Origin of the sequence: Mesorhizobium sp. B1-1-7 (assembly GCF_006442705.1) — a bacterium.
GTDB classification, from domain to species: Bacteria; Pseudomonadota; Alphaproteobacteria; order Rhizobiales; family Rhizobiaceae; genus Mesorhizobium; species Mesorhizobium opportunistum.
The window spans coordinates 20464-41259 of the sequence record NZ_VFWQ01000031.1 but is presented as its reverse complement, the minus strand read 5'-3'; the positions used below and the strand labels follow the sequence as shown (position 1 = coordinate 41259).

At 64.1% G+C, this 20796-nt stretch carries 20 protein-coding genes; 10 read left to right on the top strand and 10 right to left on the bottom strand.

The window, feature by feature from the left end:
- The 3 genes from FJ978_RS31785 to FJ978_RS31775 form a co-directional block, all read left to right on the top strand.
- The coding region (locus tag FJ978_RS31785; RefSeq protein ID WP_181180452.1) for a fatty acid desaturase at positions 1–301 on the top strand (301 nt) is incomplete at its 5' end.
- A gap of 14 nt (positions 302–315) precedes the next feature.
- Positions 316–627, top strand: a complete 312-nt coding sequence (locus tag FJ978_RS31780) for a MocE family 2Fe-2S type ferredoxin (RefSeq protein WP_013894544.1) — start codon at positions 316–318, stop codon at positions 625–627.
- Positions 628–657: 30 nt separating this feature from the next.
- A complete protein-coding gene (locus tag FJ978_RS31775) occupies positions 658–1458 on the top strand; it encodes a 3-methyl-2-oxobutanoate hydroxymethyltransferase (protein WP_140576786.1) in 801 nt (266 codons plus the stop codon).
- Here FJ978_RS31775 and hutH read toward each other — a convergent pair.
- Both hutH and FJ978_RS31765 read right to left on the bottom strand, forming a co-directional pair.
- Positions 1423–2934 carry a histidine ammonia-lyase gene (gene hutH / locus FJ978_RS31770; protein ID WP_140576785.1) on the bottom strand — a complete coding sequence of 504 codons (1512 nt, stop codon included), beginning with the start codon at positions 2932–2934 and terminating at the stop codon, positions 1423–1425. The genes FJ978_RS31775 and hutH overlap by 36 nt on opposite strands.
- Entirely contained in the window at positions 2931–3932 is a 1002-nt protein-coding gene (locus FJ978_RS31765; RefSeq protein WP_140576783.1) for an ornithine cyclodeaminase family protein, read from the bottom strand. The genes hutH and FJ978_RS31765 overlap by 4 nt, the downstream gene beginning before the upstream one ends.
- 121 nt (positions 3933–4053) lie before the next feature.
- Between FJ978_RS31765 and FJ978_RS31760 the strand changes: the two genes are divergently transcribed.
- From FJ978_RS31760 to FJ978_RS31725, 7 genes are all read left to right on the top strand, one after another.
- The gene (locus FJ978_RS31760; protein ID WP_140576782.1) at positions 4054–5487 is read left to right on the top strand and encodes a DHA2 family efflux MFS transporter permease subunit; all 1434 of its coding nucleotides are present in this window, start codon (positions 4054–4056) and stop codon (positions 5485–5487) included.
- Positions 5488–5758: 271 nt separating this feature from the next.
- Positions 5759–6745, top strand: a complete 987-nt coding sequence (locus FJ978_RS31755; RefSeq protein WP_140576780.1) for an ABC transporter permease — start codon at positions 5759–5761, stop codon at positions 6743–6745.
- Between the two features lie 60 nt (positions 6746–6805).
- Positions 6806–7831 carry a sugar ABC transporter substrate-binding protein gene (locus tag FJ978_RS31750; protein ID WP_013894550.1) on the top strand — a complete coding sequence of 342 codons (1026 nt, stop codon included), beginning with the start codon at positions 6806–6808 and terminating at the stop codon, positions 7829–7831.
- A gap of 75 nt (positions 7832–7906) precedes the next feature.
- The gene (locus FJ978_RS31745; protein ID WP_140576779.1) at positions 7907–10030 is read left to right on the top strand and encodes an SMP-30/gluconolactonase/LRE family protein; all 2124 of its coding nucleotides are present in this window, start codon (positions 7907–7909) and stop codon (positions 10028–10030) included.
- Positions 10027–11076 (top strand): hypothetical protein, encoded by a 1050-nt coding sequence (locus FJ978_RS31740; RefSeq protein ID WP_140576777.1) that lies wholly within the window; start codon positions 10027–10029, stop codon positions 11074–11076. The genes FJ978_RS31745 and FJ978_RS31740 overlap by 4 nt, the downstream gene beginning before the upstream one ends.
- Positions 11076–12572: a sugar ABC transporter ATP-binding protein gene (locus tag FJ978_RS31735; RefSeq protein ID WP_140576775.1), complete on the top strand. Its 1497-nt coding sequence runs from the start codon at positions 11076–11078 to the stop codon at positions 12570–12572. The genes FJ978_RS31740 and FJ978_RS31735 overlap by 1 nt, the downstream gene beginning before the upstream one ends.
- Before the next feature lie 313 nt (positions 12573–12885).
- Positions 12886–13293 carry a carboxymuconolactone decarboxylase family protein gene (locus FJ978_RS31725; protein WP_140576772.1) on the top strand — a complete coding sequence of 136 codons (408 nt, stop codon included), beginning with the start codon at positions 12886–12888 and terminating at the stop codon, positions 13291–13293.
- 15 nt (positions 13294–13308) lie between these two features.
- Here the strand turns inward: FJ978_RS31725 and FJ978_RS31720 are convergent, their stop codons facing one another.
- From FJ978_RS31720 to FJ978_RS31685, 8 genes are all read right to left on the bottom strand, one after another.
- On the bottom strand, positions 13309–14196 hold the full coding sequence (locus FJ978_RS31720; protein ID WP_181176902.1) for an amidohydrolase: 888 nt from the start codon (positions 14194–14196) through the stop codon (positions 13309–13311).
- Positions 14196–15332, bottom strand: coding sequence for a VWA domain-containing protein (locus FJ978_RS31715; RefSeq protein WP_140576769.1), 1137 nt, complete (start codon positions 15330–15332; stop codon positions 14196–14198). The genes FJ978_RS31720 and FJ978_RS31715 overlap by 1 nt, the downstream gene beginning before the upstream one ends.
- 196 nt (positions 15333–15528) lie before the next feature.
- Positions 15529–16410 (bottom strand): MoxR family ATPase, encoded by an 882-nt coding sequence (locus FJ978_RS31710; RefSeq protein WP_140576767.1) that lies wholly within the window; start codon positions 16408–16410, stop codon positions 15529–15531.
- Between the two features lie 8 nt (positions 16411–16418).
- Positions 16419–17423 carry a molybdopterin cofactor-binding domain-containing protein gene (locus FJ978_RS33460; protein ID WP_140576766.1) on the bottom strand — a complete coding sequence of 335 codons (1005 nt, stop codon included), beginning with the start codon at positions 17421–17423 and terminating at the stop codon, positions 16419–16421.
- Between the two features lies 1 nt (position 17424).
- Positions 17425–18792, bottom strand: a complete 1368-nt coding sequence (locus FJ978_RS33455) for a xanthine dehydrogenase family protein molybdopterin-binding subunit (RefSeq protein WP_140576764.1) — start codon at positions 18790–18792, stop codon at positions 17425–17427.
- A 127-nt stretch (positions 18793–18919) separates the two neighbouring features.
- Positions 18920–19402 carry a (2Fe-2S)-binding protein gene (locus FJ978_RS31695; RefSeq protein WP_013894560.1) on the bottom strand — a complete coding sequence of 161 codons (483 nt, stop codon included), beginning with the start codon at positions 19400–19402 and terminating at the stop codon, positions 18920–18922.
- A gap of 59 nt (positions 19403–19461) precedes the next feature.
- Positions 19462–20256, bottom strand: a complete 795-nt coding sequence (locus tag FJ978_RS31690; protein ID WP_013894561.1) for an FAD binding domain-containing protein — start codon at positions 20254–20256, stop codon at positions 19462–19464.
- An 11-nt stretch (positions 20257–20267) separates the two neighbouring features.
- On the bottom strand, positions 20268–20711 hold the full coding sequence (locus FJ978_RS31685) for an SRPBCC family protein (protein ID WP_013894562.1): 444 nt from the start codon (positions 20709–20711) through the stop codon (positions 20268–20270).
- Positions 20712–20796 lie beyond the last annotated feature (85 nt).

Below are 20796 nucleotides of genomic sequence, written 5' to 3'. Positions count from 1 at the left end.
CACCCGCACGGTCTACATGAACCCGATCAGCCGGTTCATCTACTGGAACATGAACTACCACGTGGAGCATCACATGTTCCCGATGGTGCCCTATCACGCGCTGCCCAGGCTGCACGAACTGATCAAGCACGACCTGCCCGAGCCGAACCCTTCCATGTGGCATGCCTATCGCGAGGTCTGGCCGGTCCTGCTCAGGCAGCTGAAATATGAGGATTATTACCTCAAGCGCGAATTGCCGCCGACGGCGAGACCCTATCGCGGCGAATTCCACCAGGTCGATATGTCGGCGGCAGCCGAATAGCTGAGGAGATCGAGATGGCCGATTGGGTTGAAGCGTGCGCGGTTGATGACATCGAGGAAGAGGATGTCATCCGCTTCGATCATGGCGGCCGCACCTTTGCGATCTATCGCTCGCCGGATGACGAGTTCTTCGCCACTGACGGCTTTTGCACGCATGAGAAGGCGCATCTGGCCGACGGGCTGGTGATGGACGACATCATCGAATGCCCCAAGCACAATGGCCGCTTCAATTACAAGACCGGCCAGGCCAAGGGCGCGCCGGTCTGCGTCAATCTCGCGACCTATCCGGTGAAGATCGAGGCCGGTAAGGTGATGATCGAGATTTGACGTGTGGCAACCGATCCAGGGGACATCTAAATGAGCCGAAAGAGACCGACCGTCGCCGATCTGCGTGCGATGAAGGGCAAGCGCCAGCTGACCATGCTGCGCGTGCTCAACCTGGACGAGGCGGAGGCCGCCGAGCGGGCGGGGGTTGACATCGTCTCGGTGCCGCCCGAACTGGTGCTCAACCCGCAATATCGCGATGCAGCACCCAGCCTGTTCACCATGCCGGGCGAGAATTTCTTCGAGATCGGTACGGCGGATGATTTCGTCCGCTGGGCGTTCCGGCTCTACAAAGCAAGCGCCGACGCGGTCTATTGCAGCGCCGGCTATGCCACGATCAAGCGGATGGCTGATGACGCCATTCCCGTCATCGGCCATGTCGGCCTCATTCCCTCCCGCGCGACCTGGACCGGCGGCTTCAAGGCGGTCGGCAAGACCGCCGATGCCGCCATGCAGGTCTTCGAGGCGGTGAAGCAACTGGAGGCGGCCGGCGCCATCGGCGCCGAGATCGAAGTGGTGCCGGTCGAGGTGGCCAAGGCGATCTCGGAGCGAACCTCGCTGATCATGCTGTCGATGGGGGCGGGCACGGGCTGCGACGCGCAATATCTGTTCGCCGACGACATTCTCGGCCAGAACCGGGGCCACATGCCCCGCCACTCCAAGGTCTATCGCAACTTCGCCGCCGAATATGACCGGCTGCAGGCGGAGCGGGTGGCGGCATTTTCCGAATATGTCGCCGACGTCAACAGCGGCGCCTATCCCGAGGACAGGCACGTCGTGCACATGGATCCGGCCGAGCTACACCTGTTTCTCGACAAGGTCGGCCGGGGTTAAGGTCCAATTCCCGCCGGCAAGCGCCGCATGGAGCGCTTCGGCCTCGACACCGAGCGGCCGGTCTTCCTTGAGGGCAGGGACAAGCGCGCGCACCGCCGCATGGATCGCGCCAGTGCGCGGCGCCAGCGTCAACCCTTCGCGCAGGTCGATAGCCTGGGCGGCTGCCATCAGCTCGAAGGCGATCAGCCGCCGCCATAGCGCGATCATGGCAGCGCATTTCGAAACGGCCAGCGGCGTCTGCGTGGCATGGTCTTCGACGCCTTCCGACACCGGCAGGAAATCGAGCATCACCGGATTGGCCTTGTGGCGGATGCTGGCCAGGATCGATGTCACCGTCTTCTGCAACGGCACGAGGCCGGCAGAGGCGCCGCCGACCGGCGACAGATATTTCGGCAAGCCGTTGCGGCCCGGGCCGGTAAGCTGGATGAAGCGGGCCGCGCAGGCGGCCGCACTTTGCGCGATGGCCAGGCCAAGCGTCTCGAAGGCGAGCGAAAGTGCGGCGGTGTGGAAATTGCCGGTCGACAGCACGAGCTCGTCGTCACCGAGCACCAGCGGGTTGTCGGCGGCGGCGTTGAGCTCGATCTCGACGGCGCGCTTTGCCTGACCGATCGCCTCGATCAGCGCGCCGTGGATCGACGGCATGCAGCGGATCGACAGCGGGTCCTGTATGGTGGTCGGGGCGGGCGTCTCTTCGCGGGCGAGAAGATCATGCAGCGCCTTGGCGGCTTCAGCTTGTCCGGCGGCCGGCCGGGCCATGTGCAGGCGCGGATCGAGGATGGTGCGGTTGGCGCCAAAACCTTCCATGGTCAGTGCGCCTGCATGCTGCTGCTGGGCCAGCGCCGACAGCGCGTCGGTCACGGCAAGCGCACCGCTGCCGGCCGAGACCGCTGAGGCGTTGATCAGCGATAGCCCGTCCTTGGGCGCCAGGCCGATCGGGGCGAGGCGGGCCATCATCAGCGCCTTGGCGGCCGGCATGCGACGGCCCTGATAGTCGGCCTCGCCTTCACCGATCAACAGGCGGGCAAGTGCGGTCATCAGCACAAGGTCGCCGGCGCCGATCGAGCCAAGCGACGGCATCACCGGATGGACACCGGCATTGAGCGCATCGACCAGAGCGACAAACACGGCGGGCGACAGGCCGGAGCCGCCGGTGGAAAGCATCGCCGCGCGGGCGACCATGGTTGCCCGCACGGCTTCCACCGGCAGCACTTCGCCGACCGCGGCGCTGCGCCCTTCCAGCAACTGGCGCTGGAAGGCACTGGCATCACCCTGGACCGCGGTGCCGAGATTGGCGCCGAGCCCGGTGTTCAGGCCATAGATCTGCTGGCCGGAGGCGGCGGCCTGGTCGAGCACCTTTCGCGCCTTCTCCAGCCTGCCGATGACATCGGGTCCGATCTCTACCTTGCGCGCCTCGCGAGCGACGGTGGCGACATCGCTTGTGCTGACGCCGGTTCCGGTGAGGACGAGCGCGCTCATGCGAAGCGCAGCCTCTGGCCGATGCCTTTTTCTCCTGCCTTGGTCAGCATTGCCTTGCCCAGCGCAATGTCGGACAGCGACAGGCCGCGATGCCAGAACAGGATGGTTTCGTCATCGCTCTGGCGTCCGGGCTTGAGGCCGGCGGCGATCTGGCCGAGTTCGGCATGCAGCGTCTTTTCGCTCAGCCGGCCGGTCTCGACATGGGCGCGCAGCGAGCCGAACTTGCCGCTTTTGCACTGGCCCCAGTCGTCGACGACCGTCTTCTGCATGATGTCGGTCAGCGACAGCTCGACCGCGCTCATCGTGCCGTAGGGCACGACCAAAGCGCCAGGTTTGATCCATTCGGTCTTCAGCAAGGGTTGCGGCTCCGGCAGGCGCGAAGCCTCGACGACGATGTCGGCGCCTTCGACGCAGCTCTTCCAGTCGGCCACGGCCGTGACCTTCTTGCCGAGATCGGCGGAGAGCTTGGCGGCAAAGCCGTCGCGGCTCTCCGGGCGGCGCGAATGGACGCGGATTTCGTCAAAGTCGAAGAGATGATCGAGCAGGCGTACGTTCCAGTAGGCGGTGCCGCGTGCGCCGATATGGGCCAGCACCTTGGAATTCCTGCGCGCCAGATGTTTGGCGCCGATGGCGGTGACGGCGCCCGTGCGCATGTCGGTGATGACGGTGGCGTCGAGAATTGCGCGCGGCGCGCCGGTGCGCGGATCGAACAAATTGAGGATGCCGAATTCCGATGGCAGGCCGTGCAGGTAGTTGTCGACGTAGTCGCCGACGATTTTCACACCCGCTGTATCGAGTGGCGCGACGTAGCCGCGCAAGACATTGAAATGGCCGTGGAAGGATGGATCCGGTTCGAGATGGACACGCGGTTCGATCACCGTCTGGCCCTTGCCCTGGGCGAGAAGGCCAGCCTCGACGGCGGCAATGATTTCGCCATCGGTCATGGCAAGGGCGTCGATGTCGAGGGCATTGAGGTAGTCGATATAGATCGCCTTCATGTCAATGCGTGCACTTTCCTCGATTGCCCCGCTCATCCCATAGCAGGCCACGGCGCGACACGAAAGTTTGTTGCGCCGTCTATGGACGCAGCTTGCCAAATGCTGTTCAAACCGATCCGTCATGACTGCCATTCCCGAGACTGAAGCCTTGTCCGAAACGGCCACGAATGCGCGGCGCGTGGCGCTGATCGTCGCCATCGCCTTCTTCATGCAACTGCTGGATTCGACGATCATCTCGACGTCGCTGCCGCAGATGGGCGCCTCCTTCGGCGTGCCGGCGGTGGCGATGAGCATCGGCATCACCATCTACATGCTGACCATGGCGGTGTTCGTGCCATTGTCGGGCTGGCTCGCCGACCGCTTCGGCGCGCGCAACATCTTTCTCCTGGCGATCGCGCTGTTCACTTTGGCCTCGCTCGCCTGCGGCTTCTCGCAAAACCTGACCGAGTTCGTTGCCGCGCGCGCAGCGCAGGGGCTGGGCAGCGCGCTAATGACGCCGGTCGGCCGCATTCTGGTGCTGCGCAACGCCTCGAAATCCGAGCTGCTCAATGCCACGGCGCTGATCACCTGGCCGGCGCTGTTCGCGCCGGTGGTCGGGCCGGTGCTCGGCGGTTTCATCACCACCTATCTCTCATGGCACTGGAATTTCTTCATCAACATACCGCTGGGCGCGATCGGGCTGGCGCTGGTTGCCCGCTTCATTCCCGGCGACCGCGAAGCCGACCCGAAGCCTTTGGACTGGCCGGGGTTTTTCCTGACATCGTTCGGGCTCGCGCTGCTGCTCTACGGCCTCGAGCGCATCGCGCATCCCGAGGACGGCGTGCTGCCGACGGTGCTTTTGATCGCGGCGGGCATCGTCATCAGCTGGCTGGCGGCGCGGCATCTCCGGCGCGCGCCGCATCCGCTGCTCGATCTTTCCTCGTTCAAGGTACTGACTTTCGCCATCTCGACGCTCGCCGCTGGCACCATCTTCCGGGTGGCAATCAACGCCACGCCGTTCCTGCTGCCGCTTTTGTTCCAGGTCGGCTTCGGCCTCAGCCCCGTCGATGCCGGCATGATGATCCTGGCCTATTTCCTCGGCAATCTAGGCATGAAGACAGTGACGACGCCGACCTTGCGGCGTTTCGGCTTCCGCTCGGTGATGGTCGTCAACGGCCTGATCGCCTCGGCCTCGATCATGGCCTGCGGGGCGATTTCGCCCCAGACACCACAGGCATTGGTGGTGGCGCTGATGCTGGTCGCCGGCCTGTCGCGCTCGATGCAGTTCACGGCGCTCAACACGCTGGCCTTCGCCGATATCGAAGCGGCACAGCGCAGTTCGGCGGCGACGCTGTCGTCGATGCTGCAGCAGGTGGCGATGCTGTTCGGCGTCGCGGTGGCGGCCGCGATCCTCAATCTGTCGCAGATCGTGAGGGGCGGGCCGGCGCTCGACCTCATCGATTTCCGAATCGCCTTCCTGGCGATCGGCGTCATCGGACTGGTGGCCGCGCTGCGATTTCTGGTGCTGCCGCCCGGCGCCGGCGCCGAGGTTTCCGGCCACACGCCGGGAGATTGAAAGTCGAATTTTTCCGCCTGGCGCGGAGATAAATTCCGCCTTGTCCTTTCGCCTTGATCCAGCACTTTCGCGCACAGCTGACATGGCGCAATCAATTGCCAAAAATGCAGGCTTTTCCACGCAGTGCGCCAGCTTAGGCAATCGATGCGTCCACTCGGCGAATATCGACATGAGGCCTCGTTCCGGACGCGGATTCATTTGACGAACCGGCGCTGAGCCGATTAGCTTTTGTTTTCGGGATGGCAGCGCTGCCATCGGGGCGAATACAGACATGAACACGACCGGCTGGCCGAACTTCAGGAGCCTGAATCAGGAAGGCATTGTCTTTGCCATAGCGGTGGTGCTGTTCGTTGCCGCGGCGATCGGCCTGCCGGGCTTCATCGATCCCAACAATCTCGTCGCCATCGTCCGCTCGGTATCGGTGCTGGGGATCCTCGCGCTCGGCATGGCGGTCGTCATCATCGGTCGCGGTATCGACCTCTCCGCCGTGGCGATCATGGCGATGTCGGTCGCCTGGTACCTGCAATTGCTCAACACCGGCACCCCGGACGGGCTGGCCTTCGCCTATGTGCTGGCCGGCGTGCTCGCCATCGGCTTGCTCAATGGCTTTCTCGTTGCCTATGCCGATGTGCCGGCGATCTTCGTCACGCTGGCGACCGGCTCCTTCGTCTTCGGCTATGTGCGCTCGCAGCTGATCACGCAGGATGCCGTGCCGGTGCCGCAGGGCCATTGGGTCGAATTGCTGGGCGGCCTGCGCTTCCTCGACATTCCGATCGAGGTGTTCGTCTTCGCGGGACTGGCCTTCCTGTTCTTCCTGTTCCTGCGCTACACAAAATGGGGCCGCTACATCTATTTCGCCGGCGACAATCCGGTGGCCGCGCGCAACATCGGCATTCCGGTGCGGCCAATGCTGGTGCTGCGCTACGCGCTCTCCGCTTTCGTGGCGCTGGTCGCCGGCCTTCTGACGGCGGCCAGCCTACATTCGATCAACACCCGCATCGTCAATTCCACGCTGCTCTACGACATCGTGCTGGTGGCGGTGATCGGCGGCATCGGCCTGTCGGGCGGGCGGGGCGGGGTGCGCAACGTGCTGGTCGGTGCGGCGCTGATCGCCATCCTCTTGAACGCCATGACCATCATCGACATTCCGCTGCTCTACCAGAACCTGATCAAGGCAGCGATCCTGCTCGGCGCCATCATCGTCGACGGCATCATCAATCCACGCGACGAGCAGACTGCCCAGCAGGGCGACATTTAGACCGGAAGCGGACGGTTGGGGCCGGCCGCTAACAACAACGACCAAACCAGAGGATGTGACATGAAACTGATCAAGACTTTGATGGCCGCGGCAACGGCGCTCGCCGTTACCGCCTTCGTGGCGCCGACCTTTGCCGCAGACGATCCGGGTCCGGCTGCCTATGCGCAGGCGCTCAAGGGCAAGCGCGTCATGCTGGTGCCGTTGGCGATGGGCTTCGACCTGGCGCAAGGCTGGTCGCACTATCTGAAGACCGAAGTCGAGGCCTGGGGCGGCGTGTTCGAAACGCGCGATCCGAACTGGGTGGTCGACGCCGGCGCGCAGGCGATCACCGACGCCATTTCGTCGGACACCAGGCCCGACGTGCTGATCATCCATGCCCCCGACCTCAACTCCTACTCCAAGCTGATGAAGAAGGCGCAGGCCGCCGGCACCTATGTACTTCTGGTCGACAATCCCGCCAACTTTCCGGCCGACGCCTTTGTCGGCAGTGACTGGGACCGGCTTGGCCAGCTCGAGGCCGAAGCGGCGATCAAGGGCTGCGGCGAAAATTCTTCCAAGAAGATCGGACTGGTGCAAGGCGACCAGGCGAACTCCTCCAGCCTCTACCAATATGCCGGCATCATGAAGGTGCTGGACAAGCATCCCGACTTCAAGGTGGTGGCCAAGCCCGATTCCAACTGGGATGCGACGACCTCGCGCAATGTAACGACGACGATGCTGCAGCAGAACCCGGACATCTGCTCGATCATCGATTTCTGGGATGGTGACGCCACCGGCGCTTCCGCCGCGATCCGCGACGCCAAGCTCGATGGCAAGGTGTTTTTGGTCACCACCGGCGGCGGCGAGAAGGCGGCCGACTGCGACAAGCTGGCCGACGGCACCTATGGCGCCGTGGTGATGACCGACCTTGCCCGCCAGTCGGGCGACATGAACGCCATCATCAAGTTCCTGCTGCAGAGCGGCCAGCCGGCCGGCACCTCTCACACCTACATCTACACGCTGGAGAAGGCGACGACCAAGGCCGACCTGAAGCCCGACAGCTGCTGGGACCTGAAGGCGCTGCAGGCCGAAGCGGCGGCCAAGTAAGCCGATCCTTACAAACACCAGTCAATGAGGTGGCCGGATTGCCTGGCCACCTCTTTCTCTTGCCGCAGTGAGCCGATGTCCTTTCGCGAACGCCTCCAGTCCTGGCGCTACAATCTCGTGCCTGACCATCTGGTCGGCGAGATCCTGACCAAACGCTGGACCGACAACGCTATTCCCTTCCTGGCGCTGGTGGTGACATTGGCGACCTTCGGCTCGATCATTCCGGGGTTCTTCAAGCTGACCTCGCTGCAGGAATCGACCCGCCAGCTCGGCGAGTTCTCGATGGTCGTCACCGGCATGACGGTGGTCATGCTGGGCGGCGGCATCGATCTGTCGGTCGGCTCGATCTTCGCGCTGTCGTGCTTTTCCGCCGTCTATGTCTTCTTCATCCTCGAACAGTCGATCTGGCTGGCGCTGGCCGCATCGCTTGCCGCCGGTCTCGTCTTCGGCGCCATCAACGGATACCTCGTCGGCTATCTGCGCCTGCGCGCCTTCCTGACCACGCTGGTGACCTTCATCTTCGGACGGGCGCTGTTCGACATCCTGGTCACCACCTATGCCGCCGATGTGCAGCTTTCGACGGCGACGTCGGATGTGCTCGATTTCATCGGCGACAGCACCTTCTGGGGGCTGTCTGTCTCGGTGTGGCTGGCCATCATCCTGGCCATCGTCACGCACATCGCTCTGACGCGCTCGCGGCCGGGCTGGCACGTGCTGGCGGTCGGCGGTAGCAGGCGCTCGGCGCACAATGCCGGCATCCGCGTGCGCCGCACCGTGTTCATGACCTATGTCTTCTCCGGTTTCTGTGCCTCGATCGGTGGTTTCCTCATCGCCTGCCGGCTGAGCGGGGCAGGGCCGGGCACTGGCCTCAACCTCGAGATCATGGCGTTGACGGCGGCGGTGGTCGGGGGCGTCAGCCTTGGCGGCGGCCGTGGCTCGGTGATTAAGGGCCTTATGGGCGCGATTATCGTCTTGACGATGACCAACGGTCTGATCCGGCTGGGCTACGGCACAGGCACCAACCAGATGGTGCTGGGCATCATGCTGGCGGTGGCGGTGACCATCGACATCCGCTGGCTGAAGAACCGTCACAAGGTGCTGAACGAGGTCTATGTCGCGCCGGTCTATCTCAAGATGGGCGAGACGCAGTCCGCCGCGCCCGGCTCCGGCACGCCTTATGAACTCGACAACCGGCTGTCGGCGGCCGACCATATCGGGCTTGGCGAGCTGGAAGGGCCGGAGGACGTCATCCTCGACCGCGACGACAATCTCTACTGCGGCACGCGTCATGGCGAGATCGTCCGCTTTTTCGCGCCCGATTACGTCAAGTCGGAAGTGTTTGCCCATATCGGCGGCTTTCCGCTCGGCCTCGCCTTCGACAAATCGGGCAATCTGATCAGTTGCGTCGGCGCAATGGGGCTCTATTCCGTCTCGCCGGACCGCGAGGTGAAACGCCTGTCGGCCGAGACATCGCGGTCCTGGACCTCGATCATCGACGATGCGCGGCTGCGTGACCCCAACGATTGCGATATCGCACCCGACGGCCGCATCTATTTCACCGACTCCACCAAGCGCTACGATGCCCATGACTGGGCGCTGGACTCGATCGAGAATCGCGCCACGGGGCGATTGCTGGTCTACGACCCGAAGGACGGGTCGACCAAGACGCTGCTCGACGGCTATCGCTACACCAACGGTGTCTGCATGGCGCATGACGGCAAGTCGCTGTTTTTTGCCGAAAGCTGGGCCTGCCGCGTGCATCGCTACTGGCTGGAGGGGCCGAAGGCCGGTACCGCCGAATGCGTCATTCGCGACATGCCTGGATATCCCGACAACATCAACCGGGCGTCGGACGGCAATTACTGGATGGCGTGGCTCGGCATGCGCACGCCGAGCTTCGACCTGTCGCTGCGCCATCCCGACATGCGCAAGCGCATGACCCGCCGGCTGCCGCAGGACGAATGGCTGTTTCCCAACATCAACACCGGCGGCGTGGTGAAATTCACGGAGAAGGGCAGCATCGTCGAGGCGATGGGCGACCTCACCGGCGGCGCGCATCCGATGGTCACCTCGATGCGCGAGCACAAGGGCTATCTGTTCGTCGGCGGCATCCTCAACAACCGCATCGGCCGCTACAAGATTTCAGGCGCCGACCCGAACTGGACCAGCCCGGCTTCCTATTGGGGAGCAGCATCATGATCCTCGATCCGATCCTGGATATGTTTCGCGGCAAGGCGGTGACCATCCCGCCGCTGGATGGTGCGTTTCGGCCCAACACGCGGCTGGACGATGCGCCGGCTTTTGCGGAGCTAACCGAGCCGGATAATCTGCTGGTCTCCGGTGACCGGCTGCTGGCTTCCAGCGGCAACGCCGTCTATTCGCTTGCCGCCGAAACCGAGCCCAAGGTGGTCGAGACCTTTTCGTCCCCCATCACGGCGTTGGCTCTGTCGCCATCGGGTGAACTGACCGTCGGGTTGGAAAACGGCAAGCTGCTGATTGGCGGCCAGGAGATTTCGCTGCCGGCTGGTGTCCGCTGCATCACCGCGCTTGCTTATGCCGAGGACGGCACGCTGTGGCTGGCCAACGGCTCGACCGACCATACGCCATCGCAATGGGCCGCCGATCTGATGAAGAAGGGCGCGTCCGGTTCGCTGTGGAAGCGGGACCCGGCCGGTGGGGACTTCCGCAAAGTGGCCGGCGATCTCGCTTTCCCTTACGGTCTCCATCCCGTCGGCCGTGACATTCTGGTCAGCGAAAGCTGGCGCCATCAGCTCATCCGCCTTGACGGCGCGACCGGCAGCCGCGCGACGGTACTGACGCATCTGCCTGGTTATCCTGCTCGCCTGTCGCCATCCGCGGATGGCGGGGCGTGGCTGACACTGTTTGCGCCACGCAACCGGCTGATCGAGTTCGTGCTGCAGGAAACGCACTACCGGCAGGACATGATCGACCAGGTGCCGCCGGCATACTGGATCGCGCCGGCGCTGGCCTCCAGCCGCAGCTTCCTCGAGCCGCTGCAGTGCGGCGGCATCCGTACCATGGGCATCCACAAGCCGTGGTCGCCGAGCCGCTCCTACGGACTGGTGGTCAGGCTCGACCAGAGGATGCAACCGCAATTCAGCCTGCACAGCCGCGCCAACGGCACACGCCATGGCATCTGCAGCGTTGCGGAAAAGGGGGGCGAGTTGCTTATCGCCTCCAGGGGTGGCGACTGCATCCTTTCCGTCGACGCGGGAGGTTTCTGATGGAACCGATCGTTCGCCTGGAGAACGTCACCAAGAATTATCGCGGCGTGCCGGCGGTCAGACAAGTCAGCTTCGAACTGCGCAAGGGCGAGATCCACGCGCTGCTTGGCGAGAACGGCGCCGGCAAATCGACACTGACCAAGATCATCGCCGGCGTCGTCGATGCCACTTCGGGCAAGATGTTCCACAAGGGGCAGGAGATCGCCTACGCGTCGCCGCATGCGGCACTCGAGGCGGGCATTGCCATGGTGTTCCAGGAGACCAGCCTGGTGCCGTCGATGACGGTGGCGCAGAACCTTTATCTCGGTACTGAAAAATTCCTCAATCGGCTGCGCGGCACGTATATTTCAGCACAGCAATTCCTGCAGTCGCTGAATTTTCCGGTCGACCCGAATGCCATGGTGGCAACGCTTGGGGCGGCCAAGCGGCAGATGGTCGAGATCGCGCGCGCGGTGCACCACAATGCCGAGATCATCATCTTCGACGAGCCGACGGCGACGCTGACGCCGGAGGAAAAGCGCCACTTCTTCGCGCTGATCCGGCGGCTGAAGGCGGGTGGCGTGTCGATCGTCTTCATCAGCCATGCGCTGGAGGAGGCGCTTGCCATTGCCGACCGCATCACCATCCTGCGCGACGGCGAACTGGTCATCACCGACGACACATCCGCCTTCGACCGCGACCGAATTGTCGCCGCCATGGTCGGCCGCACCTTGTCGGGACAGATCTATCGCCAGCGCGACGAGACCAAGCTGCGCAAGGCCGGCAAGAAGGTGCTGTCGGTGCAGGACATCTCGATGAGCAATGTCGTGCGCAACAATTCCTTCTCGATCTTCGAGGGCCAGATAACCGGCGTATTCGGGCTGATCGGCTCCGGCCGCACGGAGACGTTCAAGATCGTGTCGGGCATATACAAGCGCGATTTCTTGCGCGGCGGCGCGATCGAACTGGACGACAGGCCGGTGCGCTATCTCGTGCCGAGCGAAGCCGTGGCCGACGGCATCGTCTACGTCACCGAGGACCGCAAGAGCGAAGGCATCTTCGAGACCATGGGCATCGCCGAGAACCTGTTTGGCGGGCTCTTGGCGGCAGGCCGCGAAAAGGCCTGGGTGATCAACCAGCAGGAGATGCGGGCGCTCTCGGCCGAGTGGACGAAGACGCTGAACATCAAGACGATCAACGACAATGCGCGCGTGGTCGAGCTCTCCGGCGGCAACCAGCAGAAAGTGGTGATCGGCAAGGGGCTGGTGCAGCAGCCGCGCATCGTCATCTTCGACGAGCCGACGCGCGGCGTCGATGTCGGCGCCATCGCCGAGATCCACCAGATCATCAACCGGCTGGCCGACGAGGGCCTCGCCGTGGTCGTCATCTCGTCCTACCTGCCGGAGATCATGAACCTGTCGGATCGGATTCTCGTGTGCCGGCAAGGCCGCATCGTCGAGGAGTTTTCGCCGGCGGAGGCTACGGAGGAGAAGATCATGTACGCGGCGGTGCATTAGGGCTGGTGCGTTCGACAATTGGCCAGGGCGCCCACCCATTCGTCATCCACGGGCGGAGCAAGGAGCGTAGCGACGCGGCGCAGACCCCAGGATGCATGCCGGGACTCGGAAGCGCTGCCACGGTGCGGAATTCTGCTCCGCTGCACACTTCGATAGACGTCACGGAATGGATCCCAGGGTCTCCGCGACGGAGCTTCGCTCCTGCTCCGCCTAGGATGACGAAGCTAGGGGTGCCGACCTACAAAAACTGAATTATCCAAGGTATTTGGCCGCAATTACTCAACACCTGATTCACAAACGAAAGGACCGAACCATGGCCACCACAAAACTCCTGAGCGATGCCGAGGTCGAAAAAATCCCTGATGTGAAGGCGGTATTCGACGATATCCGCGCGACGCGCAAATCGGATTTCGTCAACAATTTCTGGCGCGGACTGGCCAATGATCCCCCGGCGCTGAAGCGCATCTGGGAGCAGCTGAAAGTGGTGATGGTGGCGGACGGTGCCATCGATCCGCTGACCAGGGAGATGATCTACATCGCCGTGTCGACCGCCAATGGCTGCTCCTACTGCGTCCACTCGCACACCGCGGCAGCACGGGCCAAGGGCATGACCGACGCTCAGCATGGCGAACTGGTGTCGATCATCGGGCTCGCCGGCCAGACCAACCATCTGGTGACGGCGATGCAGATTCCGGTCGATCCGCAGTTCGAGGTGAAGTGAGGGGGAAGACCCGCGCTACACCGGCCGGTACACCTTTTCCGCCGTGTTCCAGAAGATATCGGCCTCGGCGGCCGCGCCGTGTTTTGCCGCTGCAGTGCGGTGCGCCTTGATCAGCTCGGCGTGGCTGGTCCAGAGCTTCTCGATCGGGAAATTCGAGCCGAACATCAGGTGATCCGCGCCCAGGATTTCGATTGCGTTGTCGACGATGTAGGCGATCAGCAGGGGATCGTTGCGGTGGACGAATGTGCCGAGGCCGGAGAGCTTGGCATAGACATTGGGGGCCGCCGACAGCGTGCGCAGGCCGGCTTTCCAAGCCTCCGTCGTCTCCGGCTCCATGCCGGTCAGCATGCCGGCATGGGTGAGGATGAAGTTGGTCTCTGGATTTTCACCGACCAGCGTCAGCCCATCCTTCATCTGGGCGGGAAAAAGCTGCAGGTCGAAGGACAGGCCGTAGTCCTTGAGCCGCGCCACGTTGGCGCGCACCTTGGGATCGATGACCTGGTCGGCCGAGGTGGCGAAGCGGAAGGCCGGCGTCTCGTGCCAGTGCAGTTGCATGCGCACGCCGCGCAGCAATTTGTATTTCATCAGCCGATCGATCTGCGGCCTGACATCATCGACGGTCATGTCGGCATAGCCGACAATGGCGTGCGGCCAGTCGGTCTCGTCAGCTGTCTTCTGCAGGAAGGCGACCTCTTTCTCGAAGTCTTCCTTGGCCCAGTTGGTCTGGACATAAACGGCCTTCTCGACGCCGGAACCCTTTTGGTCGGCCAGGAATTCCTCGATCGGGTAATCCCGGCGGATCGGCTCGTAGGGTCCGAAGATGCGTGGCACCATTGGACCGACCAGCCAGGGCTGATCCTGCTGGCGCCAGATGTGGAAATGCGCGTCGATGGCTTTCTGCATCACGATACCCTTTTCCAGATGGCCTCGGCCGCCGGGGCGGGGCGGGCGAGCGACAGGATGAAATCGGTGAGGCCGGCGAGCGAGGAGCCGTCGACCAGATCGTCGAGGACCGGCAGGATGGCGCGGAGCGCCGCCGTCTCCGGCCGGAAGCGCGGGTCACCGGCCAAAGGTGTGGCGAGCGACAGCCGGAAGGCGCGGGCGCTCAGCCGGCGCATGGCTGTTTCCAGTTCGGCATGATCGCCGCGCTCCAGCGCGTCGGAGAGGATGACGATCGCGGCACCGCGCGCGAAGGATGAGAAGCGCGGTACCGAGAGGAAGGCGAGCAGCGTCGGCCCCATGCGGGTGCCGCCGTCCCAGTCGTCGACCTGGGCCGCCGCACGGGCCAGCGCCTGATCCCGATCGCGGATGCGCAATGCCGCGGTGATGCGGGTCAGCCTTGTGCCGAAGGTGAAGATTTCGGCGCGGTCAGCGCCCTGCACGGCGGCGTGCGCCAGCTTGAGATAGTCCGCAGTGTAAAGCTTCATCGAGCCGGAGACATCGATCAGCAGCAGCAGCTTGCGTGGCACGGTCTGCCGCCGGCGCAGCAGCGGCGAGGGGACATCGCCATCGGCACTGACGATTTCCCTGAGCGAGCGGCGCAAATCGAGCTTGCCGCGCGAATGGGTGCGCACGGTTCGGAAGGAGCGGCGGGCCGGCAGGGCGACCGACAGTCTTCGGCGAAAGGCGGCCAGCCTGTCGTCGTCGCGTTGGAAATCACGCATGCTCAATTGCTCGAGCGCCGAAGACAGCTCGCCGCCCTCTTGTCGCTGCTCGGCTTCGATCCGTTCGTCGTCGGCGCCGCCATCATCCTTGATTCGGGTTTCCTCATCGGCGTCGGCTTCGACCACGGCGGATGCGTTGCCATAGAAATGGCTCTGGAAATGCGCCTCGAATTCGTCACGGCGGTCGGGCGGTGGCGCCAGCGTGGCAAGGGCGGCCTCGCGTATGTCGGCCATCGAGCGTGGGCCGAGCAGTGTCACCGCCTGCATGAAGCTGGAGACTTGCTCGGGCGCGATGGCGAAGCCGTGGCGGCGCAGCAGGCGGGCGAAGCCGAAGAGAGGTTGGGCGGCGCGGGGCAAGCTTGTTTCCCGCATCATTCTGTGTCGCCCCCTTCTGTCCTGCCGGACATCTCCCCCTCAAGGGGAGAGATTGGCAGCTTCGATGCTTCGCTCAGCTTTGCGATGCTGGAGATCAGCGAAAGCCGCGATGGCAGCTGATCTCCCCCCTTGAGGGGGAGATGTCCGGCAGGACAGAGGGGGGCGCTGTCCCGCCAGCGTAGCGGAATGGGGTTCCTCACGCCAGCGCCTCCTCGACGATACGGCCGAGCTCGGGCGCGATATAGGACAAATCCTCCTCGTCCTTGATCAGCACGCCGATGGCGCGGCGGAAGGCTTCCGGCCATGGGCTGCCGCCTTTTTCGAGGATGGTGGCGGCATTGGCCCATTCGACCGCTTCGGCGATGCCCGGCGGCTTGGCCAGCGGCCGGGCACGGATGGTCTGCACGGCGGTCGCCACGGCGCGCGCCGTGCCTTCAGCGACATTGCCGGCGCGCAGCATGATGATGGCGGCTTCGCGCTCGGCGTCGGGATAGCCGATCCAATGGTAGACGCAGCGCCGGCGCAGCGCTTCCGCCAATTCGCGGGTGCGGTTCGAGGTCAGGATGACGATCGGCTGAGCGGCGGCGCGGATGGTGCCGCGCTCGGGAATGCTGATCTGGAAATCGGAAAGGAATTCCAGCAGCAACGCTTCGAACTCATGGTCGGAACGGTCGATCTCGTCGACCAGCAGTACACGCTGCTCTGGCGCCTTCAGCACCTGCAGCAGCGGCCGCGCGATCAGGAAGCGATCGTCGTAGATGTCGATCTCATGCTCCCCGGCATGGCGGATGGCGAGCAACTGGCGCTGGTAGTTCCACTCGTAGAGCGCGTGCGCGGCGTCGATGCCTTCATAGCATTGCAGCCGCACCAGATCGCGGCCGAGCAGCTCGGCAATCGCCTTCGCGGCTTCCGTCTTGCCGACGCCCGGCGCGCCTTCGAGCAGCAGCGGTTTGCCCAGGCGGATCGCCAGGAAGATCGCGGTCGCCAGGCTGTCGTCGGCCAGATAGCGCGAGGCGGCGAGATGCTCGCCCACCGCCTCCGGCGAGGTCGCGACCGTTTCGGCGTTTGTCCCGGACATTTCGGGCCTCAGTTCGCCGCTTGCGCCTTGAGCGCTCGCAAAATGCGCTCCGGCGTGATCGGCAGCGTGTCGATGCGTATGCCGACCGCGTCGAAAACGGCATTGGCGACCGCCGGTATCTGCGGGTTGGCGCACATTTCGCCAGGCCCCTTGGCACCGTAAGGCCCGTCGGCCGAGGGCCGTTCCAGCACGATGATCTCGGTCTCGGCAAGGTCGCCCGGGCCCGGCATCAGATACTGGTTGAAGTCGGTGCCGCCGTGATCGCGGTTGGGATAATAGGGCTCGGTCGTCTCGTAGAGCGCGTGGCTGATGCCCATCCAGGAGCCGCCGACGAGCTGTTGCTCGACCATTTTGGGGTTCAGGGCGCGGCCGATCTCGAACACGTTCTTCACCGTCAGCACGGTCACTTCGCCGGTTTCGTCGTCGACCTCGACCTCGGCCACCGTGCAGGCGTGAGCATAGCAGGTCGATGGCTTCATCGCGCCGGTCTCTTTCTCCGGATAGGAGCGCGGGATCAGGAACATGCCGCGGCCCGAGATCGAGCGGCCGCGCTTGAAATGCGCCGACAGCGCGACGTCGAAGATCGAGATCGACTTCTGCGGCGCTCCCTTGACCAGTATGTTGCCCTGGCCGTCGGTCTCGAGGTCCGACGCATTGACTTCCAGCTCTTCCGCCGCCACTTCCAGCATCACCTGGCGGGCTTCCTTGGCGGCCTGGATGACGGCATTGCCGGCGCGGTGGGTGCCGCGCGAGGCGAAGGTGCCCATGCAATGCGGGCCGGTGTCGGTGTCGGCGGTATCGACGACGACACGGTCGGTCGGCACGCCGATGGTCTCGGCGCAGATCTGCGCCATGATCTGCTTCATGCCCTGGCCGAGATCGACTGATGACAAAGTCACCATGAAATTGCCGGTTGGTGTCGAATGGACCAGCGCCTGGGTCGGGTCGCCGCCGAGGTTCATGCCGGTCGGATAGTTAATGGCGGCAATGCCGCGTCCGCGCCTGATCGCCATCTCAAGCTCCCTTGTTGTAGGAGGACATCGCCATGTATTTCTCCGCCACCGGCCAGTTGGCGGCGCGCGAGGCCTCCTGCATGCACTCGATCAGGGCAGCCCCCTCCGTCGGCTGGCGATGCGCCTTCATGTCGCCGTCGCGATAGGCGTTGATGAAGCGGAATTCGAGCGGGTCCATGCCGATCAGCCGCGCCAGCTTGTCCATCTGCACTTCCAGCGCGAAGTCGCCGATGGTGACGCCGAAGCCGCGCATGGCCGACGACGGCGTGCGGTTGGTGTAGACGCAGTAAGTGTCGATCCAGACGTTAGGGATGGTGTAGGGGCCGGGATAGTGCCCCGCGCCCTTCTGGGCACCATAGGGCGAGTGGCGCGAATAGGCGCCGGCATCGGTGTAGCCGGTGACTTTGCGCGCGACAATGCGGCCGTCCTTCATGACGCCGTCCTTGATGACGACCTTTTCGGCGGCGCGGGGCGAGGAGATCTGCATCTCCTCCTCGCGGCTGTAGATAAAACAGACTGGTCGACCGGTTAATTTCGCGCCGAGGATGGCGATCGGCTCGACGATGACGTCGACCTTGCCGCCAAAGCCGCCGCCGACGGTGCCGCCGACGAAGTGCAGCTTGCTGCCTGGCATCTGCAGGATGATCGAGGTGTTGTCGAGGGTGAAGAACATCGCCTGCGTGTTGGTGTAGCAGGTGAAGCGGTCATTGCCTTCGGGCATCACCACGCAGCCGGTGGTCTCGGTCGGCGCATGCTCGATCGGCGAAGACTGGTAGCTCTGTTCCAGTATGTGGTCGGCCCTGGCAAAGCCGGCCTCGACATCGCCGAAACGCACCTTCCGGCACTCGCCGCTGTCGTAAAGATAATAGTTCTGGCCGTGATATTCGTTGACCAGTGGCGCGCCGGGCTTCAGCGCTTCCTCCATGTCGAAGACGGCCGGCAGCACCTCGTAGTCGACCTTGACCTTGGCGGCGGCCTCTTGCGCGGCGCGCTCGGTCTCGGCCAGCACCGCTACCACGGCCTCGCCCTTCCAGCGCACCTTGCCGTCGGCCAGCACCGTCTCGTCCTCGGGCCCGATCTGGATCAGGATCAGGATGGTGTAGACGTTGTGGGGCACGTCCTTGGCGGTCAGCACCTTGACCACGCCCGGATGCTTTTCGGCCTCCGAAATGTCGATCGAGCGGATGCGGGCGTGGTGGTGCGGGCTGCGCACCATCTTCAGGTGCAGCATGCCGGGAAAGTTACGGTCGGCGAAGTAGGCGGTCTTGCCGGTGACGTGGCCGGGCGAATCCGAGCGTGGCCTGGGCTGGCCGATCTCGTGTAGGTCGTCCTTGCGGACATCGGCGAAGTAGCTCTTGCGCAGTTCCATGCTCTTGGTCCCCTCAGACCATGATGCCGAAAAGTGTGAAGCGGTTTTCGGACGACATCATGCTCTATCTCTTTGATTTAGAAGCGGATTCAGGTTTCAGGTCGATTCGACCTGAAATCATCCGGCTCTAGGCGGCGTTCTGCGAATTGGCGCGCGCGGCGGTAAGCACCGCCTGGATGATCGGCTCGTAGCCGGTGCAGCGGCAGATGTTGCCCGACAGCGCCTCGATCACCTCGTCGCGGCTGGGGTTGGGCGTGTGATCGAGCAGCACCTTGGCGGCCATGATCATGCCTGGCGTGCAGAAGCCGCATTGCGTGGCGAATGTGTCGAGGAATGCGCGCTGCAGCGGATGCAGCACGCCGCCCTCGGCGAGGCCGGACGTGGTGGTGATGGCGGCGCCATCGCAGGTCTCGGCCAGCGTCAGGCAGGAGAGCCGGAGCTCGCCGTCGACGATGACGGTGCAGGCGCCGCAAGTGCCCTGATGGCAGCCGCCCTTCGGCGAGGTATCGCCGATCTTGTCGCGCAGGGCGTTGAGCAGCGTTGTGCCGCCTTCGATGAATTCGGTTTTTTCAGAGCCGTTGAGCGTGAATTGAACCGGGACTTTCGCCATGTTTCCTCCTTGCGCGCCTGCCCGAGCAATCGGACAGACGCGCGCCCCCCGACGGATGTTTAACCAAGCAATAGCCGGCCGAGATGGACCGGCAGGACTTCAGCGCGATACCAGGCACTGGCGATCGGATCGGTGATCGGCGAGATGCCTTCGCTTGCGGCAGCCAGCGCTGGGGCGATGCCGTCCTTGGTCAGGCTTCGGCCGAGCAGCGCCTTTTCCGCCGCCCTGGCGCGCATCGGGCGATCGGCCATGCAACCGAGCGCGATCCGCGCCGAGGAGACTGTGCCGTCGGCAGCCCGCTCCAGAACGGCGGCGATGCTGAGCACGGAGACACCCTTGGGCTTGATCCGCGACACTTTCAGGAAGCGGAAGCTGTCGGCACTTGGAAGTGAAAAGCTTACCGAGGTGACTATGACGCGGCTGTTGTTCCGCCCGGCCAGGAAGCCTTCGATGGGCAATTCGCCGTCATCGGTGCCGACCGTGGCATCGAGCGCCAGCAAGGCAACCGCGAAATCGCCATAGGGTGAGGGCGCAAACAGATTGCCGCCGACGGTTGCCATGTTGCGGACCGCCGGACCACCGACGGCGCGCGCGGCCTTGGCGAGCGGGCCCAGTTCAGAATGGCGGGCGATCGCCGCCATGGTCACGGAAGCGCCGATGCGGGCCTTGCCGCCGGCGACCGCAATGGCCGACAGGGCCGGGTCGGTCGACCTGACAAGGCCGGAAACCGAGACGTCGCCTTCATTGGCCGCGCGGATAACCAGCGTGCCGCCGCCGAGATAGCGGGTGCCGGCCGCCTTCAGCGCCGCGTTCGCATCCTTTACCGTTGCAAAAGTCTGCAGTGCCAGCGCCATGGCCCGCTCCTTCAGCTCTGGCCGGCGAAATGGCTTTTCAGGGCGTTGAAGCCGCCCTGGAAGACATTCGTGCCCATGCCCTCGGCCAGCTTGTCGGCGTCCTCGGGCGCGGCGTCGAAGCTGGCTGTCCATTCGGCATAGGTGCGGTCGCCGTCGGTGACGCGCCTGAGCTGCAGCGTTGCCTTGTGGTTGGTCAGCGGTTGCGGCGTTTCCAGGATGGAATAGCTGACGAGGAAATTGTCATCGGAGAAATCGAGCAGTTTTTCGCGCAGGCGCGCGCCGCTGGCGAGCTGGAAGTTGCGCACGCAGCCAATCGTCGAGGCGTCCTTGCCGTCCTCGATATGGCTCTCGACCATGCGCGGATGCCAGCCCGGCAGGCCGTTGAAGTCGCGTATGCGCGCCCAGACCTTTTCGACCGGCGCGTCGATGACGCTTGAGATGGTGACTTTCGGCATATGATGTTCCCTTGCGAATGCGACAGTCGGGCAAGGGTAGGGCGGCCATTTCAAGGGCGCTTATCAATGCGTCTTGGGCGCGTAT